The sequence below is a fragment of the Niallia circulans genome, assembly GCF_007273535.1.
Classification (GTDB): Bacteria; Bacillota; Bacilli; order Bacillales; family Cytobacillaceae; genus Niallia; species Niallia circulans_B.
This window is the reverse complement of record NZ_RIBP01000004.1, coordinates 2,938,397-2,960,828: the sequence shown is the minus strand read 5'-3', so window position 1 is coordinate 2,960,828 and position 22,432 is coordinate 2,938,397. Positions and strand designations below refer to the sequence as shown.

Annotated in this window: 20 protein-coding genes; 19 read left to right on the top strand and 1 reads right to left on the bottom strand. The window is 40.1% G+C overall.

Annotation, left to right across the window (positions count from 1 at the left end):
- Positions 1 to 23 precede the first annotated feature (23 nt).
- The 5 genes from CEQ21_RS22595 to CEQ21_RS22575 all read left to right on the top strand — a co-directional run bounded on the left by CEQ21_RS22595 (position 24) and on the right by CEQ21_RS22575 (position 3,048).
- On the top strand, positions 24 to 497 hold the full coding sequence (locus CEQ21_RS22595) for a hypothetical protein (protein ID WP_185766468.1): 474 nt from the start codon (positions 24 to 26) through the stop codon (positions 495 to 497).
- Positions 494 to 1,000 (top strand): hypothetical protein, encoded by a 507-nt coding sequence (locus tag CEQ21_RS22590; RefSeq protein ID WP_185766467.1) that lies wholly within the window; start codon positions 494 to 496, stop codon positions 998 to 1,000. The genes CEQ21_RS22595 and CEQ21_RS22590 overlap by 4 nt, the downstream gene beginning before the upstream one ends.
- A 232-nt stretch (positions 1,001 to 1,232) precedes the next feature.
- Positions 1,233 to 1,934 carry an N-acetylmuramoyl-L-alanine amidase gene (locus CEQ21_RS22585; RefSeq protein WP_185766466.1) on the top strand — a complete coding sequence of 234 codons (702 nt, stop codon included), beginning with the start codon at positions 1,233 to 1,235 and terminating at the stop codon, positions 1,932 to 1,934.
- A gap of 152 nt (positions 1,935 to 2,086) precedes the next feature.
- Positions 2,087 to 2,560 carry a CBO0543 family protein gene (locus CEQ21_RS22580; protein WP_235907310.1) on the top strand — a complete coding sequence of 158 codons (474 nt, stop codon included), beginning with the start codon at positions 2,087 to 2,089 and terminating at the stop codon, positions 2,558 to 2,560.
- A gap of 5 nt (positions 2,561 to 2,565) precedes the next feature.
- Positions 2,566 to 3,048, top strand: a complete 483-nt coding sequence (locus CEQ21_RS22575; RefSeq protein WP_185766464.1) for a CBO0543 family protein — start codon at positions 2,566 to 2,568, stop codon at positions 3,046 to 3,048.
- Between the two features lie 58 nt (positions 3,049 to 3,106).
- On the opposite strand, the gene CEQ21_RS22570 is transcribed toward CEQ21_RS22575, so the two are convergent.
- Positions 3,107 to 3,802 carry a DUF1796 family putative cysteine peptidase gene (locus CEQ21_RS22570; RefSeq protein ID WP_235907421.1) on the bottom strand — a complete coding sequence of 232 codons (696 nt, stop codon included), beginning with the start codon at positions 3,800 to 3,802 and terminating at the stop codon, positions 3,107 to 3,109.
- A gap of 229 nt (positions 3,803 to 4,031) precedes the next feature.
- On the opposite strand from CEQ21_RS22570, the gene CEQ21_RS22565 reads away from it, so the two are divergent.
- From CEQ21_RS22565 to CEQ21_RS22500, 14 genes are all read left to right on the top strand, one after another.
- On the top strand, positions 4,032 to 4,688 hold the full coding sequence (locus CEQ21_RS22565; protein WP_185766462.1) for a M50 family metallopeptidase: 657 nt from the start codon (positions 4,032 to 4,034) through the stop codon (positions 4,686 to 4,688).
- 248 nt (positions 4,689 to 4,936) lie between these two features.
- On the top strand, positions 4,937 to 5,893 hold the full coding sequence (gene corA / locus CEQ21_RS22560) for a magnesium/cobalt transporter CorA (RefSeq protein WP_185766461.1): 957 nt from the start codon (positions 4,937 to 4,939) through the stop codon (positions 5,891 to 5,893).
- A gap of 318 nt (positions 5,894 to 6,211) precedes the next feature.
- Entirely contained in the window at positions 6,212 to 6,844 is a 633-nt protein-coding gene (locus CEQ21_RS22555; RefSeq protein WP_185766460.1) for a YesL family protein, read from the top strand.
- Positions 6,845 to 6,868: 24 nt separating this feature from the next.
- Entirely contained in the window at positions 6,869 to 8,629 is a 1,761-nt protein-coding gene (locus tag CEQ21_RS22550; RefSeq protein ID WP_235907309.1) for a cache domain-containing sensor histidine kinase, read from the top strand.
- A gap of 2 nt (positions 8,630 to 8,631) precedes the next feature.
- Positions 8,632 to 10,191: a response regulator transcription factor gene (locus tag CEQ21_RS22545; RefSeq protein WP_185766459.1), complete on the top strand. Its 1,560-nt coding sequence runs from the start codon at positions 8,632 to 8,634 to the stop codon at positions 10,189 to 10,191.
- Between the two features lie 118 nt (positions 10,192 to 10,309).
- Positions 10,310 to 11,599 carry an ABC transporter substrate-binding protein gene (locus tag CEQ21_RS22540; protein ID WP_185766458.1) on the top strand — a complete coding sequence of 430 codons (1,290 nt, stop codon included), beginning with the start codon at positions 10,310 to 10,312 and terminating at the stop codon, positions 11,597 to 11,599.
- Positions 11,600 to 11,663: 64 nt separating this feature from the next.
- Positions 11,664 to 12,563, top strand: coding sequence for a carbohydrate ABC transporter permease (locus CEQ21_RS22535; protein ID WP_185766457.1), 900 nt, complete (start codon positions 11,664 to 11,666; stop codon positions 12,561 to 12,563).
- 127 nt (positions 12,564 to 12,690) lie between these two features.
- On the top strand, positions 12,691 to 13,464 hold the full coding sequence (locus CEQ21_RS22530) for a carbohydrate ABC transporter permease (protein WP_419181626.1): 774 nt from the start codon (positions 12,691 to 12,693) through the stop codon (positions 13,462 to 13,464).
- A gap of 18 nt (positions 13,465 to 13,482) precedes the next feature.
- A complete protein-coding gene (locus CEQ21_RS22525) occupies positions 13,483 to 14,520 on the top strand; it encodes a glycoside hydrolase family 88/105 protein (RefSeq protein ID WP_185766456.1) in 1,038 nt (345 codons plus the stop codon).
- Between the two features lie 24 nt (positions 14,521 to 14,544).
- Positions 14,545 to 15,204 carry a rhamnogalacturonan acetylesterase gene (locus tag CEQ21_RS22520; protein WP_235907308.1) on the top strand — a complete coding sequence of 220 codons (660 nt, stop codon included), beginning with the start codon at positions 14,545 to 14,547 and terminating at the stop codon, positions 15,202 to 15,204.
- Positions 15,205 to 15,246: 42 nt separating this feature from the next.
- Positions 15,247 to 17,232 (top strand): beta-galactosidase, encoded by a 1,986-nt coding sequence (locus CEQ21_RS22515; protein ID WP_185766455.1) that lies wholly within the window; start codon positions 15,247 to 15,249, stop codon positions 17,230 to 17,232.
- A gap of 13 nt (positions 17,233 to 17,245) precedes the next feature.
- Positions 17,246 to 18,613 (top strand): family 4 glycosyl hydrolase, encoded by a 1,368-nt coding sequence (locus CEQ21_RS22510; protein ID WP_185766454.1) that lies wholly within the window; start codon positions 17,246 to 17,248, stop codon positions 18,611 to 18,613.
- A 17-nt stretch (positions 18,614 to 18,630) separates the two neighbouring features.
- The gene (locus CEQ21_RS22505) at positions 18,631 to 19,731 is read left to right on the top strand and encodes a beta-galactosidase BglB (protein ID WP_185766453.1); all 1,101 of its coding nucleotides are present in this window, start codon (positions 18,631 to 18,633) and stop codon (positions 19,729 to 19,731) included.
- A gap of 95 nt (positions 19,732 to 19,826) precedes the next feature.
- On the top strand, positions 19,827 to 22,388 hold the full coding sequence (locus CEQ21_RS22500) for a rhamnogalacturonan lyase (RefSeq protein ID WP_185766452.1): 2,562 nt from the start codon (positions 19,827 to 19,829) through the stop codon (positions 22,386 to 22,388).
- Positions 22,389 to 22,432: the final 44 nt, after the last annotated feature.

Sequence of the window (22,432 nt, the reverse complement as noted above, 5' to 3'; positions counted from 1 at the left end):
AAAAATGCTTAGTGGGTGAGAGTATGTTCTTTGTTGTTTTTATTTGTTTCGCTTGGCTGTTTGCAGCCATTTTCTATATCCAACCAAAAGTTATATCCAAAGCTGAAAATATGATTATTTTTCTCATTATGCTTGTCATAAGTATTCATTGGAACTGGATCATTTACGAGGAGCTGATTTTGGTGGAAATTTCAAAGAGTACGGGAAATTATCTCTCTTTCTTAATTTTCCGCAGTATCATCGTTCCTTTAGCAGCCATTATGTATATAAACATCATTCAAACAAACACTTCGAAGCTTAAAACAATCATGGTTACCTTCGGGGGAGCCTTCTGTTTATTCGCTTTTATATTACTTGCACTAGCAGGGGACATCATTGAAATCAAACATTGGCATCTAATTTTTGACTATCTATATTTCGTCCTTTATTTTTGTGCAGTGTTAGCAATCCATTATTTTTATGTAATAACTATCCAAAAAGAGGGTAAAATGACATGAAATTATACGGAACTTTTGATACGAATGAAATAGCATTGCTTGTTTTTATCGGTGTTTCCTATGCTATCATGGCAATATTGCCGAAGCGATTATCAACAGAATTGACTATATTAAGCATTGTATGGGGTTTTACGATTGGCGTTCTATTTGATTTCAGTATCGGTGGCGGGTTACTTGATTACTACAAGGTGAATGATACAAATCATTATGAACTTTTTGATTTAATTTATTACATGTTATTTGTTCCTTTCGGTTACTGCTTTAATTACTTTTATGAAGTATTGCGGATAAGAGGTGTTATGAGCATTCTCTATATTGTTGGCTGGGTTGGCATCGGGATTGGGGCACAATTTGTGTTTACGATGCTTCATATCATTACATTACAAAACGGCTACAAGCTTATTCATTCCATTCCAGTATTTCTAGTAATCCAAACAGTGACAGCTTTTCTGTATGCTTACATAAAAAAAGAGGAACAAAAAAACGAAGCAAATGAACAATAAGCAGTGAAAAAATTTCTCACAAATGGGGATTTTTTTTTCCGTAAAAGCTTTAAAAAATATGCCGTAAGCAACTGTATTTCTCCCAACAAGAAGTCAGTATTACCATTTGTCACGAAAATCATCTGTTCTCATACACTGATATTAGTTGACCGATGAAAGGAAAGAGTCTTTATAACTATATTTTCCTTTTAGATGGTCCATACTCGCTAAATCTACAAAGGAGATGGTTAGTATGACAAAAATTTTTATTGATCCAGGACACGGTGGAACAGATTCTGGAGCTGTTGGGAACGGATTGCTGGAAAAGGATTTAACTTTGAAAATCGCCAAGAAGATTCAAAGCTTGCTTCAAGGATATGAAGACGTTGAGGTGCGGATGAGCCGCACTACAGATAAAACATTATCGCTAGATCAACGGACAAATGCTGCAAATAACTGGAATGCTGACTTTTTATTGTCTATTCATATTAACGCAGGCGGCGGAACAGGCTACGAAGACTATCGTTACAATACACTTGCGATATCAAGCAGAACAGGCAAGATTCATGCGACAATTCATAATGCCATTATGGATGAATTAACACCTTACAACATTGTAGACAGAGGCACAAAAGCATCTGATCTGCATGTATTACGTGAGTCACATATGGATGCCATTTTAACAGAGAGCCTATTTATCGACACACGCAAGGATGCAACCCTTTTGAAAAACGAAGAATTTCTTAATGCAGTTGCAACAGGACATGTAAAAGGACTTGAAAGAGCATTTAATCTGAAGAAAAAAGCAGCCGTGTCAACCTATAAAATTAAAGCAGGAGATACACTTTGGGAAATTGAGGAACGATTAAACATCGATCACGGAACTTTAGAAAAGCTTAATCCAAATGTAAACCCAACTAAGCTTAGTATTGGGCAATCAATTCGAATTAAATAAAATAAAACATATATTACGTGCATTTATAAAGAAAAGTATCAGTTTATTTAGCCCCTGCCAGTTGCAGGGGTTTCTATTACATAAGCAACATACTAGGATTTCACTTATTGGGTAAACTAACAGTATGCAAAGCATCGAGGTGATTGTTTTTGGTGGTGGATCGAGTCATTTTAGCAAGCATACTTGTTATTAGTATCATCATTGCATGGAGGTTTGTCCCGAAAGAAAAGGCGAGGGATGCCTTCATTTTATATTTGGTTATCCAACTCATAACATGGCCGACAGGGTTGTTGGTTGTAGAAATGAAATGGATCGAATATCCCATCCAATTGCTCCCAGATGATAATCATGATTATAAGTCGAGTATTTATTTTGAGTTTTTTTTGTTTCCATTAACGGCCATTCTTTTTAATTTCCATTACCCTGAAACAAAAAGGCCGCTGTTTCAAATATTATATTATCTTCTGATTGCCGGTTTTTTCACTGCCATTGAAATAATGCTGGAACGGTATACAGGGCTGGTAGAATATCATCAATGGCAATGGTATTGGAGCTACTCAAGTGTTATATTCGTATTATTCTTAAGTCATACTTACTATCAATGGTTTAAAAAAGGATTAAGGTGAAAACCATGCAAAAAGAAGCTTGGATATTACTCATTTTATGGACTGCTGCACTTATCGTATTATTTCGCTATTTTCGAAAAAGCAATAAACGACTGGCACAGATGGTTTTTCTGTGTTCACAGTCCATTGCATGGGTTTATGAATTTATTCAAATTAAACTGCATCTCGTCAAATTTCCATATAGAGAATTTCCATTTGCCACCGATTTGAGTTTTTCACTACATTATATGATTTTTCCAACAATAGGAATGCTATTTATACTTCATTATCCGCAACGCGCAAAAAAGGGAAGGGTATTGGTTCATTTTTTGGTATTTGGGCTCATCATTCCGACATACAGTGTTATCGTAGAAAGGACGACCTCCTTAGTAGAATATCTGCATTGGAATTGGCTGTTAGGTTTTTGTTCTAGTATTATGATGCTAGCAATCCTGAGAATAGTTGCGTGTTGGTTTCAAAAAGGGATGGTTACAGAAAAATCAATATAGTAAAAAGGAAGAACAAAACAAAGCTTTATAGCAGTATCGCTATAAAGCTCTGTTCTGGTTATGACCAATAACTAGTAACAGACAGTCCGCTGTATACCTCGTCCCATATAGCGTCATTATTTGGCTCCTCCAAAGGGACTTGCACAGCACAAATACTTGGATGTGACCAATGCATATCACTAACAGTTTGTATCCCGTTTACAGGCTGCATAATTAGCAGATTAAATGGAAGTCCATTACGAAGCTGTGAAATGGCCTGATAAAGTGCTTCCGCTTCTTCTTGTGTAGCGAATCCCCATCTTACAAACAACACTTTCGGGCTGCTTGCCAACTTTTCAAAAAGGCTGGAGATACGTTTTTGCAGCTTTGCCTTATAAGCCGGATAATGAACAGACCAATCTTGATTAGGGACGATCGGGAAATCATGAACAGAGGTTATGTTATAAAAGGTATCGTAAATAAAGTGCGCATTAACTGGTTCTGTACCGCCTTGTGCGGGCATAACTGCTACACCATCATCAAGCGAGCTGGAACTTCCTTCTGTCTGAATGAGATTCGAAAATTCCATAAAGCCTTGAAACTTGTTGTTAATTAACCGAGTCACATCTGCAACTGAGTTGGACACCATCCAATCAAGAGGAAAGGCAAATCTCCGTAAATTATGCCTTCTTAAATTCAAGGAAGGTCCGCACCAGCTGCCAATTCCGAGCAGTAAATCATAGGACCCTTTTAGTTCCTGTAAATTCAATATCATCATTCCTTTACTGTTCCATACTATTCATATTATTAAATGTAGCTTTATGTTAATTTGCTTGGACAAAGTATCAAAATGGTAATAGTGTTTTATATTTAATACTTTTGCAAAAATTTGTTACGAAAAAATGAATTTTAGGATTTATTAAGAATTAACGGCTATAATGCTAGTGGTGGTACAATAATTTATCAAATGAAACACATACATATTAAAAATAGGAGGAGCAATCTTGACATTAACTAGCTTTCTAATATATTTACTTGCAGCAATCGTCTTGCTGCATATCCCCGTACTGGGAAAATATGTGGCGGTCATTCAAACATTGATCCATGAAATAGGGCATGGACTAATGGCGATTATTTGTGGAGGAAAAGTCAAAAAAATTCATTTATTCGCAAATACAGAGGGCCTTGCCTTCACAATGCATGCTAACTGGTTCTCAAGATTCGTCACAACACTGTCAGGCTATGTGTTTGCATCTGCGTTCTCCTTCTTTTCTATATGGATGATCACAATAGGAGCATATCGTATGCTGTTATTTATATATGTTGGTTTATGTCTTACGGCATTAGTATTGTGGATAAGAAATCTTTATGGTTTTATTTGGATTGTCTGTGCAAGCAGTATTTTTCTCTGGCTTTCGATTTATGGAAGCGCACTGCTGAAGGTTCATGTTCTCCAGCTCCTTACCAGTATTCTGTTTGTTGAATCAATTAAAAGTGCTTATACGATTCTTTATTTAAGCATTAAAAAGCCGAAAAGAGCCGGAGATGCAACAAGTCTTGCTGAAATGACAAAGATAATTCCAGCATTTATTTGGGGCTTTCTGTTTTTTGGACAAGCGCTGTTTTTTAGCTATTTAGGTGTTAATCATATTATTCAGTGAGAGGAGATTTTAAAAATAAAAACAAGTAGACAAACCGAATCCGTTACTTTAATTTGCTAATATTAGAAATTTGGAGCTTCCTTCCCGCAAAAAAGCGAGTGTTTGGAATGAAAAGTCAGCCTTCTCATAAACTTTTCACAAATCAACAAATCACTTATAAATACCTTTACAAGGAAGCTTTCATTAAATTGCCTTCTGTCGGAAACAATAAGCATAATAGAACTGGTCAGACGAAGGAGCTGGTTTAAGTGATTCAGATTATTGGCATTACATATGAAAATAAACTAGAAGGAAGTATTTCCTTAAATAATGTCGATATGACTAAGTTTAAATGGTACTGGGTTGATTTTAGTGAACCGACAGAGGATGAAATCAGACATCTTACCGATACATTTCATTTTCATCCACTTGCTGTTGAGGACTGCATCCATCGTTTGCAGCGGCCAAAGCTTGATTATTATGAAAATCATGCCTTTTATGTCACACATATTTTACGTATTGAAGAGAAAGAAATCGTTAAAGAAGAGCTTGATATGTTTGTTGGCGATGCTGGAATTGTCACCTTTCATTTTTCACCAACAATCGAGGTAACTCAAGTGTGGAGCAATTTATTATCCCATCAGCATGCAGAAAAATGGGACCCATATTATGTGTTTTATCACATACTGGATAAGCTTGTTGATAATTATTTTCCGCTTATCTACAGTTTAGAGGACGAACTCGATAAGATTGAGGATAATACGCAAAATATCTCGATGAACGATTTAATGGAGGAGCTTTTTGATGTAAGGTATATGCTGCTGAATTTAAGGCATACTGTGCACCCGATGCGTGATTTATTATACCGGATGCTGAACTCTCATCATTTAGGCGGAATTAAAGAACGCAGAGAATATTTTTCTGACATTTATGATCACTTGTTAAAACTCTCAGAGATGGTGATGTCAAATCGCGAAATGACAGCAGATATCCGCGATAGCTATTTGTCTTTGAACTCCCATCAAACAAATAATGTGATGAAGGTGCTCACCATCATCACCTCGATCTTTTCTCCATTAACATTCATTGCTGGTATTTACGGCATGAACTTTAAGAATATGCCTGAATTAACCTGGCATTATGGCTATTATTTTTCGCTTGCCTTCATGGCAGCAATGGGAGTATTGATGATATTGTGGTTTAGGAGGAAGGGCTGGTTTAAATAACAGAGTATGAGGATGCTTTAGCTTTTAGCTGGCATCTTTTTTACTGCCATTGAAAGGGTACAGCCTATGGGTTTATTTCCCTATATTCATTTGAACAGCTTTCAAAAAATGGTAGATTTACTATATAATATAACCGTACTAACTTAACTAGCAATAGAGAGGAAGCGATGCAAGCAATCTATAAATCACTGTTTTTTATACACTAATAACTGTTTTTTTGCACACTTATGCCACCAGTTTTCATTACACTTAAAGGAGACATAACATTACATATTTTTGAAAGCGCTTCAAAATCAATGATGTCTGGGAGGTTATTCAATGTATCATTTTGTCGCAAATGGCATTTACCGTTTTTGTGAATGGGTAACAAGGCTGGCATATCTTAATTTGTTATGGGGAGTGTTTACCCTTTGTGGGTTGATTGTATTTGGGATTGGTCCTTCTACTGTGGCTATGTACAGTGTATCAAGGCAATGGCTGCTAGGTAATACAGACATCCGGATCTTTTCCAGCTTTTTGGCCGTTTTTAAACAGGAATTTCGGAAAGCAAATTTGCTTGGATTTATCCTGCTTGGGTTAGCGGCAATTTTTTATGTTGACTTTAAAATCATCGCATCTATGAACGAACAAACGTCAATGATGGCGATTATTTTATTAAGCTTGCTGCTTGTGTTCACTGTGCTGCTGTTGTTTGTATTTCCCGTGTACGTACACTATGATATTCCTTTAGTCAGCACCTTTAAGTATGCTTTTCTTATTGGCTTCACAAAACCATTTCATACACTTTGCTTAGTTGCAGGCGGTTTTGGGGCCGTTTTTGTTAGCTTGCTTCATATAACGGTCATTATTTTCTTTAGCGGCAGTTTGTTTGCAGTAGTAACGACCGCAGTTGCACTTAAAGCCTTCCAAAGTATCAGCAGCCAAACAGCCAAACAAGAGGCCCGCCAATAATTTTTAAGGTAAGGGAGCTTTCGCATGAAAAAAACTTGGTCCAAATTAGTAGCAACCTATCAAAATTCCAAGCTCAATGTTAAGCTCTTTATCCGCATCACACTGTTGATGGTTGTCACCCTTGCACTTGTGTTACTTGGTTTACAATATGCCTTCTCTCTTTATGATGAACAAATATATGCTAAATCGTCGCAGGTGTTAATGATGTCGTCTAACAGCATTGAAGAGCAGCTGGAACAAGTTGAAGAGGCGAGCTTTAATATTGCGGTCGATCCGCAAATTCAATCTGCATTGCAAGAGCTGCAGGGCAATGTAACACACTATGATATGTACCGGTTAGAACAAAAGCTAGAGGAAGAATTGGCCAGCTATGTCAGCTCAGAAAAATATATTCACTCTATCTATATATACGATTCGTCTGGCCGAGAGTTTCTGGCAGGCTCGAGCTCCAAACCGCTTGGTGAAAAAGAAAAGCGGCTGGCCCTTTATCAAGCAGATCAATATGAAGGCAAAAACTATTGGATGGAAATGGACGGCGTCAATGAATTTTTAACATCTGTCCGTCTTCTTCGTTCCTATGAAAACTTAAATTTCGAAAAATTAGGTAAATTAGTGATCCGAGTTAATCTAGATAAAATCGTCACAGGACTTCCTTTAACACAGGGCGAAGCAGGAGGCAATATCATCATCTCCAATAGTACACAAGTATTTTACTCACAGAAAGACATGGACGGCTTAACAGATTATAATTTCCAATCTAAAAATGGGCAAGGCTATGGCATCGAAAAAATAAATGGGGAAAGATTTTTTGTTAATCATATTGCCACTAATTTTGAAGACTGGACCTATTGGAATATCATTCCATTTAACGCTATGTTTTCAAAAATTACAGTAGTTAAATATTCGATGGTTCTTATTTTCAGCTTGTTATTTATGTTGTTGATTTCGATAGGCTTCGAGTTTTTAAAAAGAATAACGAACCCAATCGAGGGGCTTGCGACGACAATGCAGCAGGTCCAAAAAGGTGACTTTATGGCGGTGCAAGCACTTAAGGTAGACGAAATGCCTGTAGATGAGGTTGGAACACTTTATCGGAATTTTAAAACGATGGTTCAGCGCATAGATGAACTGATAAAGGAAAATTTCTCTAAGCAATTGCTAGTTAAAGAAACAGAATTTAAGGCATTGCAAGCACAAATCAACCCGCATTTTCTTTATAATACGTTGGAATCCGTTAACTGGCTTGCCAAAACAAACAAGCAGCAGCAAATTTCGAGTATGGTCGAGGCACTTGGACATTTAATGCGTAATTCCATTAACTTCAATGAAGATATCATTACAGTGGAAAAGGAGCTGGAAATTGTCCAAAGCTATTTGACTATTCAACATTATCGGTTTGGAGATCGACTTGCGTTTCAGATGGATATTCCGGCAACTGTTATGCATGTTTCCATCCCGAAATTGACCCTGCAGCCGCTTCTAGAGAATTCGTTTCAGCACGCAGTCGAGCCTTCGCTGGAAATGTCGATTATAAAGCTTAAAGCAGAAATAATAGATACCTATCTGCACATCCGCGTTGAGGATAATGGTCCCGGGATTGACCCCAATACACTACAATACATAAAAAAAGGCATTATAAAGCCGAAAGGCACAGGAATTGGTCTAAATAATATTGATACACGCATTAAATTAGGATTTGGTGAACAATATGGCTTGCAAATAGAGAATCTTGATGAGAAGGGGACAGCTGTAACAGTCATTTTACCTATTACAAAGGGGTGTTAGAGATGACCTATAAAGTATTATTGGCAGATGATGAAAGAATTATTGTCGAAGGCATTTCGAGCGTGATTGATTGGAGTTCTTTGAATACAGAACTTGTAGCAACTGCGCGCAATGGTCTTGATGCATATGAAAAAATATCTGCCTGTAAACCGGATATTGTTATAAGTGATATCAAGATGCCTGGAATGGATGGAATTGCGCTAGCAAAAAAAGTACATGAGGAATATCCTGCCACAAGCTTCATTCTTCTGTCCGGCTTTGGAGAGTTTGAATATGCAAGGAAAGCAATGCTGTACGGCGTTAAAAACTACTTGTTAAAGCCATGTAATGAAGAGAAAATCACAGCCGCTCTTCAAGACATCATTAAAGAGCTGGAAGAGAAGAAAAGGCAGAAAGAAAAATTTCTGCTTTTAGAGGAAAATTTAGAGAAAATCCAACCTTTTATGAAGGCACAGCTATTGGCACAGCTTTTCACAGGAAAAGGAGATAAAAGTGATTTTTCCCGTTATGAGCATTTATTTGCCATTAAAGACCGGATGCAGCAAGTCATGCTTGTGCTTATCGAAACAGAAGGTGACATACCGTATGAACATTTATCCTCCATTGTCGAGACAGCTGGAGACTTTCTGCCAAATCTTGTTCTTCAAACAGTGATAGGTAAGCATGGAATTCTTATAATGAATGCGGAGAAAGGAATAGAAGATTGTAAAACCAAGGTTACAGCCTTGCAAAAAGAACTATCATTCATCCATTGTGTCGACATGACAGTGGCAATAAGCGGACCAGGTTCTGTTGAGACAGTGAAAAGCTTATATAACCGAGCACTTGAATATATTGCTCACAAATTTTATGTTGGGATAGGCAAAATCATTACCAATACAGATATCCACCCGCAACCATCACAAAAATGTTCCACACAGTTTGTGATGGACGAACAGCCAGTTTGTCTCATGATTAAAGCTGGAAGTGAGGACGAAGCCCATAGAGAGCTAAATCACCTATTTGATCGAATGGGGTGCGAACGGCTTGGTATTCATCAGACTAAATCTTATTGTATTCAGCTTTACAAAACGATTATTCAAACGGTTGACAAGGATAACCAGCTGGACTTGCATGCAGGTACTGCTGAGCTGTTAGCCATGAAGACAGTTCAGCAAATGAAGGAATATTTAGATACAGTAGCTTCACTTTTGGCAGACAAAAATAAAGCTCGCCTTCAATCTAAGCAATCGTCTGTGATTAACAAAGTAATCGATATTATTGAATCACATTTTGCTAACCCGGAGCTGTCTCTAAAAAATGTTGCAAATGAGATGCTTTATATGAATCCGGACTATTTAGGTAAATTATTTAAACAAGAGACTGGAGAACGGTTTTCTGCGTATTTGACAAAATGGCGCATTGAAAAGGCGATTGCTTATATAACAGACGTGGAGGATGTCAAAATGGTGACTTTGGCGGATAAAATCGGCTTTGGTGATAACCCGCAATATTTCAGCCAAGTATTTAAGAAATACACAGGCTACACACCTTCAGAATATAAAAAAGCCTTGAAAGTTTAATGAAAGCGTTTTAATTAACTCTGTTATTTACACATCGAAGTCTGTTTTTTTCATTACGAATCCGGTGAAAATGCATTAAATTAATAATGTAAGCACTTTCAATAAAGGAGGGCAATTTATGAAGAAGCTTGGCATTATAGCATTAAGTTTTATCTTGCTTTTTTCTTTGGCAGCCTGCAGCTCAAGCGGTAAAGAGACTTCTGGCGGAAAAGACGACAAAATCACTTTGCGTGTAGCATGGTGGGGCGGACAGCCAAGGCATGATTACACAATGAAGGTAATTGAAATGTATGAAAAGGCACATCCGAATATAGAGATAGAAGCGGAGTTCGCCAACTTTGATGATTATTGGAAAAAGCTAGCGCCAATGGCTGCAGCTAACCAGCTTCCTGACATCATTCAAATGGATACAGCCTACCTTTCTCAATACGGGGAAAAAGGCCAGCTTGAGGACTTAACAAAGTATACAGAGGATGGAACAATTGATGTCAGCTCGATTGATGAAAATACCATTTCTGGTGGGAAAATCGGCGCCAATCTTTATGGCTTTAACTTAGGATCTAATGTACTGTCTGTTATTACCAACGATGATATGTTAACAGAATCTGGTGTAGAGCTTAATGATGAAGCTTGGACATGGGATCAATTCGTACAAATGGCAACAGATGTGCAAACATCAACAGACAAGTACGGCACAAATGGGATGAACCCGGCAGATGTCTTTTTCCCATATTACTTAAGAACACAAGGCGAGCGCTTTTACAATGAAACGGGTGATGGATTGGCCTATAAGAATGACCAGCTATTTGTAGACTATTTCAACATGCAGCTTGACTTAGTTGATGCAAAGGCATTTCCAACACCAGATGTGCAAGCACAAGTCAAAGGACTTGAAGATGACTTTATCGTCAAGGGCAATGCAGCAATGACGTGGAACTGGTCAAACCAATATTTAGGGTTTGCTCAATTAACGGATTCACCGCTGTCACTAAACCTTCCTCCAGAGCAAGCAGATAATACGGCTTTATTCTTAAAGCCAAGCATGTATTTCTCTGTTCCAAAAAGCTCAGAGCATAAGGAAGAAGCAGCTAAATTTATTGATTTCTTCGTGAACGATGTGGAAGCAAACAAATTAATTAAAGGAGACAGAGGTGTACCTGTTTCTTCTAAGGTTATTGAAGCAATCAAGCCAGAACTTACGGAAGAAGAGACGAAAATCTTTGAATATGTAGAAAAGGCTTCGCAAAACGCAAGCAAGGCAGATCCACCTGACCCACTTGGCAGTGCTGAGGTGATGAAGGCGCTTAAAGATGTATCAGAACAAATTCTGTTCAAGAAAATCACACCTGATGCAGGAGCAAAAACGTTCCGCGCAAAAGCAGAAGAAATATTAGCAAGAAACAAGTAAGGCAAGAAGGGAGGAATAACATGTTCCTCCTTTCCTGTTAAGTTCCGTAGAGGAGTTGAACCGCATGAAAAAACGGCTCGCAAGTGAAAATCTGGCAGGCTATGCATTTATATCCCCGTTCATTATCGGTTTTATGGCATTTACGATTATACCAATGGCCGTTTCCTTGTACTTATCCTTTACTAACTACGATTTATTTTCAACACCAGTGTGGGTTGGCTTGGATAATTTCAAGGAAATGTTCACAGGAGATGAAAAGTTTTGGCAATCATTGAAGGTAACCTTTACGTATGTGTTTGCAGGCGTGCCACTCAGGCTGATTTTTGCGCTGATTGTCGCCATGCTTCTTAATAAGGCTTCAAGGGCGGTAGGACTTTATCGCACCCTTTTCTATCTGCCTTCCATTATCGGCGGAAGTGTTGCTGTTGCCATTATGTGGAGAAACATTTTCGGTAATGAAGGAACACTGAATGCTCTGCTGTTTTTCTTTGGTATTGATAAAAAAATCCTTTGGTACCAAGACCCAACAAAAGCATTATGGACGCTGATTTTCCTGGCAATTTGGCAATTCGGTTCCTCGATGCTGATCTTTTTAGCAGGCTTAAAAAATATTCCGCCTTCCTATCATGAAGCAGCAAATGTGGATGGAGCTAACAGATTTCAGGTTTTCTTTAAAATTACACTACCACTATTAAGCCCAATTATTTTCTTTAACCTTGTCATGCAGACGATTTCCGCCTTTATGACATTCACACCAGCATACATCATAACAAAGGGGGAAGGTGGACCGCTTGATGGCACACTTCTGTATTCCCTGTATATCTTCCAAAAGGCATTTAACTTCTTTCAAATGGGCTATGCATCAGCGATGGCATGGGTGCTGCTTGTCATCGTCGGGATATTGACACTTATATTGTTCAAAACGTCTAAATTCTGGGTTCATTACGAATCGAAGGAGGATTAATCACATGAAAACAGTCACTAAAGATACCGGCCCAATCATGACTGATCCGGTTATATCGTATAAGACTCCTCGTTTTAAGGCTCGTAAGTGGGTTTATCATATCATAACAGGCGGATTTGCCTTAATTATGCTTTATCCGATTATCTGGCTGTTAATGAGCTCTTTTAAAGAAAGCTCGCAAGTGTTTATAACAGCCCATTCCCTTATACCAAAGCCGTTCATTTTAAGCAACTATGCAGCAGGCTGGGAGGGCATTGCAGGACAGTCCTTTGGTGTATTCATAAAGAACTCGCTTGTGATTGTCGGCTTGTCCACAATTGGTGCTGTTGCTTCATCCGCTCTGATTGCGTATGGCTTTGCGAGAATTCAGTTTAAATGGAAAGCATTTTGGTTCGCCTGTATGATGGTCACGATGATGCTCCCGCATGAAATCATCATGATTCCACAATACATTATTTTTGCTAAGCTTGGCTGGCTTAATTCCATTAAGCCGATTGTTATTCCACAGTATTTTGGTCATGCGTTCTTTATTTTCCTTATGGTTCAATTCATTCGCAATATTCCGCTTGAGCTTGATGAAGCGGCCAGAATTGATGGATGTGGCAGATTCAGTATTTTTTACCGCATCATTCTACCGTTGATAACACCTGCACTCGCAACTGCCGGAATTTTCTCCTTTTACTGGAAATGGGAAGACTTAATCAACCCTGTCCTTTATTTAAACAGTCCAGAGAAATATCCGGTTTCCCTTGCCTTAAAGCTGTTCCTTGATTCAGAAACAGCCTCGAACTGGGGTGCGATGTTCGCAATGTCTGTAGTATCACTATTGCCGGTTGTACTTATCTTCTTCTTGTTCCAGAAGTATATTGTCGAAGGAATCAGTACGAGCGGATTAAAATAATGAAAAAGGAGTGACATTATGCCTGCACTTGTTTTTGATGAAAGCAGTGTTCTTGAAGCGATAGATGCTGTTGTTAGTAAGACGTTTCAGATGGATTTTAATTGGGATTGGCCAGCAGGAGTTGCATTTTACGGAGTGGCTGAGGCGTATGAAGCGACTGGAAAAACAGAATATCTCGATCAATTAAAAAGCTGGATGGATGAAAGACTAGAGGATGGGCTGCCGAAGCTGTCTGTCAACGGTGTGTCCATGGGGCATGCGCTTCTGTCCCTTTATACTGCCACAAATGAGCAAAGGTACTTAGATACCGCCCTTCAGCTTGCCGAGTTTTTACAACACGACGCAGAGCGGTTTGGTGATGGTATCCTTCAGCATACAGTTAATTCAACCACTTACATCTTTCACGAACAAGCTTGGGTGGACACAATGATGATGGCAGGTCTTTTTTTGCTAAGAATTGGCAAGCTAACAGGGAATACGGATTATTTCAACGATGGACTGCGCCAATATCACGGCCATGAAGACGTTCTGCAAGACTCATTAACTGATTTATACTACCATGGCTGGGATAATATCGAAAGATCGCATATGTCAGGGATATTTTGGGCTAGAGGAAACGGCTGGGCGGCACTTACGATGGCAAAGGCACTCGAATTGATTGAAGTAACACATCCATCCTTTATGATTATTGATGGCTCACTAAGGGATCAGCTAAGTTCATTAGCAAGACTGCAGGACGAAGACACAGGTCTTTGGCACACAGTCCTGACTGATTCTGGCTCTTATCTTGAAGTATCAGGCTCCTGCGGTATTTTAGCTGCTTTATTATCACGAGGCTCTTTATACAATAAGTACACACAAAAGGCTATTCCCAGTATTCTAGAGCGTATTACCACAGAAGGCAAGGTGATGAATGTGTCTGCTGGTACTGCAGTCATGGATGACACGGCAGGCTATAAAGCAGTACCATTCAAACGAATTCACGGCTGGGGACAAGGTCTTGCTCTTGTTTATCTCTCCCAGCTCTTAAAAAGCACGAAGCGTGTGTATGCTTAAATGAAATAAAAGGAGGCATAAGGGGTGAATACGACAAGAATCCGCCTTTTTATTGCTGGAGACTCTACCGCGGCAGCCTGTCCTGACTTTGAAGCGCCAATGGCAGGCTGGGGCCAAATGCTGCAGCCTTTTTTGGATAAGGTAGAGGTCTGTAATGAAGCGATGGGAGGGAGAAGCTCAAATAGTTTTATCGAGGAGGGCAGGCTTGATGGCATTAAAGAAAGAATTTCGGCAGGCGATTATTTGTTTATTCAATTCGGACATAATGACCAAAAATCGTATGGAACCGAGCCCTTTACTACCTACCAAGCGTGCCTGAGTAAATATGTAGAAGCAGCAACTAGTAAAGGAGCAATGCCTGTTTTTTTAACTTCTGTAAACAGGCGGAAATTTGATGAGGATGGAAAGCTGGTAAATACACTTGGCGATTTTCCCGATGCTATGCGTCAGCTGGCAGCAAGGCTTGATGTTCCGCTTCTTGATTTACATGGCAAAACGAAAGAATTGTACGAAGCATATGGTCCGGAAAAATCGAAGGAGCTGTTTGTCTGGCTTAACGCAATGGAGCATCCAAATTATCCGAACGGTTTGCAGGATAACACCCATTTTTGCACAACTGGCGCCGCAGAAATTTGCAGGCTCATTTTAGAAGGAACGAATGAACTTGGGTTAAACATTTGTTAGCTTGATTCATAACTAGAAATCAGATTGGAGTGAATGACAAACATGGCAAAAAAACTGTACCATGGTGCGGCTTATTATCCAGAGCTATGGGATGAAAAGACGATACTAACAGATATTCGCCTTATGAAGGAAACAGGGATAAATGTTGTTCGGATCGGCGAGTTTGCCTGGTCAAAAATGGAGCCTGTCGAAGGAGAGATAGATCTTACTTTCTTCCTGCAGATTATTTCCTTACTTCATGAGAATGGCATTGAGGTCATTATGTGCACACCTTCGGCAACTCCGCCAATATGGATGTCTGACAATCATCCTGAACGAATGTATGTTGATTCTGATGGCAAAACGATGATACATGGCTCTCGTCAGCATGTTTGTACGAATAACCCTTATTTCAGAAAGCGTGCAGCAATCCTCACCTCTGAGCTTGCAATATCTTTAGGCGATATGCCCGGTGTTATTGGCTGGCAGCTTGACAATGAGTTTAAATGCCATGTTGCAGAATGCATGTGCACTACATGCAAAGAGCAATGGCATATATGGCTTGAAAATCGTTATGGCAGTGTGGAGCAATTAAACGATGCTTGGGGGACAGATATATGGAGTGAATATTACCATCACTTCGAGCAGGTGCCGCAGCCTGGGCCTGTACCGTTTTTGCATAATTCCTCATTGAAAACGATGTATCAAATTTTTTCAACGGAAGCAATAGCCGAATTTGCCGAAGAACAAGCAGCAATTATCCGCGAGCATTCACAAGTACCAATCACTCATAACAGCACCATCATGTTCGCTGTCGACAATGAGCGCCTCTTTCAAAACCTTGATTTTGCTTCTTTTGACACATACGCTCCTGCAGTGTCTTATTTTTCCTACTTGTTCAATTGTGATTTATGGCGAAACCTGAAAAAAGGCAAGGATTTTTGGATTATGGAAACAAGTCCTTCCTACAGCGCTTCCCTTGAAAGCTATTCGACTCCTCATCCGAAAGGCTACCTGAAAGCAGAAGCGGTAGCAAGCTACGCTCTCGGAGGAGCAGGGTTTTGCTATTGGCTGTGGCGCCAGCAAAGAGCAGGATGTGAACAGCCGCACGGCTCCGTTATAAGCGCCTGGGGAAAACCGACTGTCGGTTATGAGGAAGTTATAGAGACAGAAAAAGCCCGGGTTGCCATTGAACCATTTATAACAGCCACCCGTCCTGTTCAAGCTGAAGTTGCGATTACCTATTCTGACAGAGCTAAAATATTTCTTAATACAGAGCCTCATAAAGGCTTGCATTATAAAGAATTAATAACAGACATTTATAAGCATGCTTTAGCTGCAGGAGTGCACCGTGACCTGTTGCCAGAAGGCGCAGATCTTAACGGCTACAAGCTACTGCTTACCCCTTTTATTCCTTATTTGGCAGATGACTACATAAACAGAGCGAAAGCATTTGTAGAACAGGGCGGGATATGGATTGTCGGACCGATGACAGGTGGCAGAACAGAGAACCATACGATACATACAAATGCTGCTTTAGGAAAATTAGAAGAGCTTTCGGGAATGGAAACAGCTTATACCTTCCCGATTGAAGATACTGGCTCTATTGGGGAAGCATACGGCTTAACAGCTCCCTTGGGATTATGGAGCGCTGTTTTTGACGGGAAGGAAGCTAAGGTAATTGGCACAATAAAAGGCGGCCTTGTTTCAGGGAAAGCATTTTTAACAGAAAAACAGCTTGGAAAAGGAAAAATTGTAATGCTTGGTTCCTTGCCAACAGGGGAAGCGGGCAGCAAAATGCTTACTGAAATGATTCGTACTTATGCAAGGGAGGCAGGAGTTGCTGCGGACATTACGACCTCTGAAGGAACAATTGCTGCGCCGCGAGAACAAGACGGCAGGACATACTGGATTGTTGTCAATATGGATGGAAAAGGGGGAACTGTTTCTATTCCGAATGTTGTTTTCGATTGTATACAAGAGGAGGACATTCCGGCAGGGGATTTGCAGATTGGGAACTATGAATATCGAGTCTTACAATCTATTTAGAGGAGGATAAAACATGGCTACTACTAACCATCAGGTCGATTCTATTAAAATTGCTTATATTGGCGGTGGGTCTCAAGGCTGGGCAAGAAGATTGATGTATGACCTTGCTTTAGAGCCACGTCTGTCAGGAACGATTGCTCTTTACGATATTAATCTTGAGGCAGCTAAAACAAACGAAAAAATCGGGACACATATTTCCAGCCTTCCAGATGCAACAGGAAAATGGACGTATGAAGCGATTCCAACAATAGAAGAAGCACTTAAAGATGCTGATTTTGTGATTATCTCGATTTTGCCAGGTACATTTGCTGACATGGCCAAGGATGTTCATTTTCCTGAAAAGTATGGAATCTATCAATCTGTCGGCGATACGGTTGGACCTGGTGGAATAAGAAGAGCTGTCAGAACGATTCCGATGTTTATGGAGATTGGGGAACATATTAAACGGCATTGTCCAGATGCATGGGTCATTAACTATACAAATCCAATGTCTGTCTGTACAAGAACATTATATAAAGCCTTTCCGCAAATAAAAGCAATTGGCTGCTGCCATGAAGTCTTTGAAACACAGCATTTATTGGCAAGTATGGCAGAAGAAATGCTCGGTATCACAGTTGAAAACCGCAAGGACATTAAGGTAAGTGTTACAGGCATCAATCACTTTACATGGATAAATGAAGCAACATACCAAAATGTTGATTTATTCCCTCTGTATGCCGAGTTTGCTGAGAAGAACGCACAAACAGGCTTTGAAAAGGAACAAGGAAAATGGGAGGAAAGCGTCTTCCGCTCAAGCAATCGGGTGAAGTTTGATTTGTTCCGAAAATATCGGTTAATCGCTGCCGCTGGAGATCGCCATCTAGCAGAATTCATGCCACCTGTATATTTAAAAAATCCGCAAACCGTACAAAATTGGAAGTTCCATTTAACAACAGTTGATTTTCGTGTGAACGACCAACAACGAAAGATAGCAGAAAACGAAGCGGTATTTAATAGTGATACACAGGTTGTCCTTGAGCCCTCTGGAGAAGAAGGTGTCGAAATTCTCTTAGCATTGCTTGGAGTAGAAGACCTTGTGACGAACGTTAACTTCCCGAATAAAGGGCAAATACAAAATCTAACACAAGGGACTATCGTGGAAACAAATGCCTTAATCCGCAAAAACAGCGTCCAGCCTGTCAGAACAAACGAACTTCCCCTTGATGTCGCTAATATGGTGAACAGGCATATTCTTAATCAGGAGGCAGTCATACATGCTGTTCTTACAAAGGACCAAAATCTAGCACGTAATGCATTTGTAAATGATCCGCTCATTGCGGCAATTCCTTACGAAGATGCCATTTCCTTATTTGAAGAAATGGACGTATGGCAGCAAAACTAGTAAAAGGAGAGATACGTATGTCAAAAACAACGGCTACAGATAAAAAGCAGGTAACCGAAACAATCGAGCTGTTAATGACTAATTTAACGAAAATACAGGATGACACCGGAGAATACTTGCTGAATTTCGATGGTTTAATTGTAGATGACAAAAGCTGGCATGTTTGGAATTGGCCGCAAGGTGTTGGGTTATATGGAATCTTTCAGTATTGGCAGCTCACAAAGGACGAGAGTGCCATCCAGATTATTCAGGACTGGTTCACTGCTAGATTTACAGAAGGCGTGCCACCCAAAAACGTCAATACAATGGCTCCGCTTTTAACTCTGGCATTTCTATATGAAAAAACAAAGGATGCTAATCTTTTGCCGTATTTAGAGGACTGGGCAAACTGGGTAATGAAGGAGATGCCAAGAACGAAGGATGATGGACTGCAGCACATGACGTACGGTCCAGAAAACAAAAATCAGCTTTGGGATGATACGCTGATGATGACAGTCCTGCCTCTTGCGAAAATTGGCATGTTGTTAAATAGAAAAGAATATGTAGAGGAAGCGAAAAAGCAATTTCTGATTCATATCAAATACTTGGCAGATAGAAAATCAGGTCTCTGGTTTCACGGCTGGACGTTTGAAGGCAATCACCATTATGCAGAAGCACTGTGGGGACGGGGGAATTGCTGGATAACGATTGCTATCCCTGAATTGATTGACATATTGGAATTAAAGGATGGGGATTTCTTTCGCAGCTTTCTCCTTAATACATTAAACAGGCAAATAGAAGCACTGTACGAGCTACAAGATGACAGCGGGCTATGGCATACATTGCTTGATGACCGTTCATCTTATTTAGAAGCATCTGCATCCGCAGGGTTTGCCTATGGCATCTTAAAGGCTGTACATAAGGGCTATGTGGCAGAAAAGTATCGAGAGACCGCTTACAAGGCAATTGATGGATTAATAGCGGAGATAAACACAGACGGCGTACTGCAGAAGGTGTCTGTCGGTACAGGGATGGGTGATACGCTTCAATTCTATAAAGATATCAGAATCACCGCCATGCCGTATGGGCAATCCCTTACTGTTCTCTGTCTGGCAGAATTCCTGCAGGATTGTCAGTGAAAGTGATTACCATGAGGAAGTCCTTTTAAATGGGCTTCCTTAAAAAGGATAAAATGAAAACGTTTTACTAATATTAGAAACTGAGGTGACTGCAAATGTCGTGGAAAAAAGGTTCGACCTATGTAAGAAAAGCGCTTTGTGCTGCTGTAGCACTGCCGTTATTATTAGTTGATACAAGCGGAGCTTTTGCTGCAAGTTCAAAAGACAAGTATGCAACGCAGAAGGTTCAGCTTGAATATTTGGACAGAGGCTTAACTGCTGCACAAACGTCTGAAGGGATATTCCTCAGCTGGCGGCTTTTAGGCTCGGAAGTGACAGGCTATACGAAAACGGGGATGAAGGGGGCCTCGTTTCATGTATACCGAGATAACAAGAAAATCGCTGCTGTTACAGACAGCACTAATTTCCTTGATAAAAAAGGGACAGCAAGGTCTTCCTATGAGGTTAAAGCGGTAGTTAACGGCAAAGAGGTAGATGAAAGTGACGAGGTTCGCCCATGGTCGAATCAGTATTATGATCTCCCGCTCCAAAAGCCAGCTGATGGTGTTACACCTGCTGGGGAGGCGTATACTTATTCTGCGAACGATATGAGTGTCGGTGATGTGGATGGCGATGGCAAATATGAGTATTTTGTGAAATGGGACCCTTCTAACTCCAAGGATGTATCACAAAAGGGTTATACAGGAAATGTCTTTATTGACTGTTATACGTTTGACGGCACGTTGCTTTATAGGATTGATCTTGGTGTGAATATAAGAGCAGGTGCTCATTATACGCAAATGTCTGTGTATGATTTTGATGGGGACGGTAAAGCAGTAATGATGTTTAAGACGGCACCAGGTACAAAGGTTATTCACTATGACAAAAAAGGCAAAATTACGTCTGAAAAGTACATTACGATGCCAAAAGAAGATAAGAAAGCTGGTTATAGTAATAAAGACGATTATCGCATGAGTGCTGATGATTATTATGACCATATGGTGGAAATGTTTATGAATTGGCATAAGCATGAAGAGGTCGTGAACGGTAATTGGCCAAAGACGTTAGAAGAGGCATTCGGAATAGAGAAAAAATACAGCTACCCGTTAGTGAAAGAGGATGCCAAAAGCCTTGTCGATTATTTCATGGATGTATATGCACCAAGCAGAAGCACGCGTAATGATTTAAGGACATTTGAAGGGTTTATCGTAGACGGTCCTGAGTATCTATCTGTATTTGAAGGCTTAACAGGTAAAGAGCTTGAAACCATCCATTATGAAACAGACAGACATGATGATGGGCTTATGTGGGGCGATTATGCGATGTCTAGAATTGAGCCTGGTAACCGTGTTGACCGTTTTTTAGGCACTGTGGCTTATCTTGACGGCAAAAAGCCGTATGCTGTGTTTGCCAGAGGCTATTATACAAGAACAACCCTTGTTTCCTACAGCTGGGACGGCAAGCATCTACAGAAGAAGTGGGATGTCGACAGCGGGTGGACACCGATGTCCAATCCATTCAATGACAGTCCACATGGCAAGGATGGCACGAATAAAGAATTTGCTAGTTTAACAACACAAGGAGCACATTCATTAGAGGCTGCAGATGTGGATGGTGATGGCAAACAGGAAATAGTTTATGGCGGTGCTACAATAGATGATAACGGCTCGCTTTTATACAGTTCAACAGGCGTACTGCCTGAAGGAAGCTCTTCACCTGGAACAACTGCAAGAATCGGCCACGGTGATGCTCTGCACGTGACAGATATAGATCCAGACCGTCCTGGATTGGAGATTTACATGGTGCATGAAGGGGCAACAGGTGCGCCTTACGGCTATACTTTAAGGGATGCTAAGACTGGCAAGGTCATTTATGGCGGATACACAGGCAAGGATACAGGAAGAGGCATTATCGGTGATATTGACCCAACAAAGCGCGGTCTTGAAACATGGGCAAACACTGGTGTCGGTTTATATACAGCACAAGGAACAAAGCTCGGTGACGCTGCACCTGGCACGAATATGAATATTAAATGGGCAGCAGATATGACGACACAAATAGTAGACGGTGCACTTGAGGTAACACCGACGATAGAAGATTGGCAGAAGGGAAGACTTCTAACCTTAGACGGAACAAGAACAAATAACGGCACAAAGGGCAATCCTTCGCTTGTAGCTGATATTTTTGGAGATTGGCGCGAGGAGCTGCTTGTCCGAACGACAGATAGCTCTGCGATTAGAATATATCTCAGCACAGAAGTGACAAACAGAAAGCTATATACGCTTATGCATGATGTCCAATACCGTACAGGTGTTGCAAGACAAAGCACTACCTATAATCAGCCTTCTTATCCAAGCTTTTATTTCGCAAGTGATACAGATTGGTCGAAGGTGCCTGTTCCAACATTTAGCACTCCTGGATTAGCTGTTCTATTAGAGCAGTTACTATCAGATTATAAGGCGAAGGGAGAGCTGTCAAAAAAAACATATACACAATTACACAGCAGCTTACAACAGGCAGTAAAACATCAGAAAAAAGGCAAGACAAAGCAAGCAGTAAAATCACTTGATAAGCTTGTTAATCAGCTGAAAAAAGAAAAAAGTAAAAACATTTCACCTGAAGCAGCTAAAAACTTAACGAAACATGCATTGCTGCTGAAGGATTCATGGAAACAATAAATAGTTAAAAACAGCGTTCTGATTGCTTTAGGACGCTGTTTTTT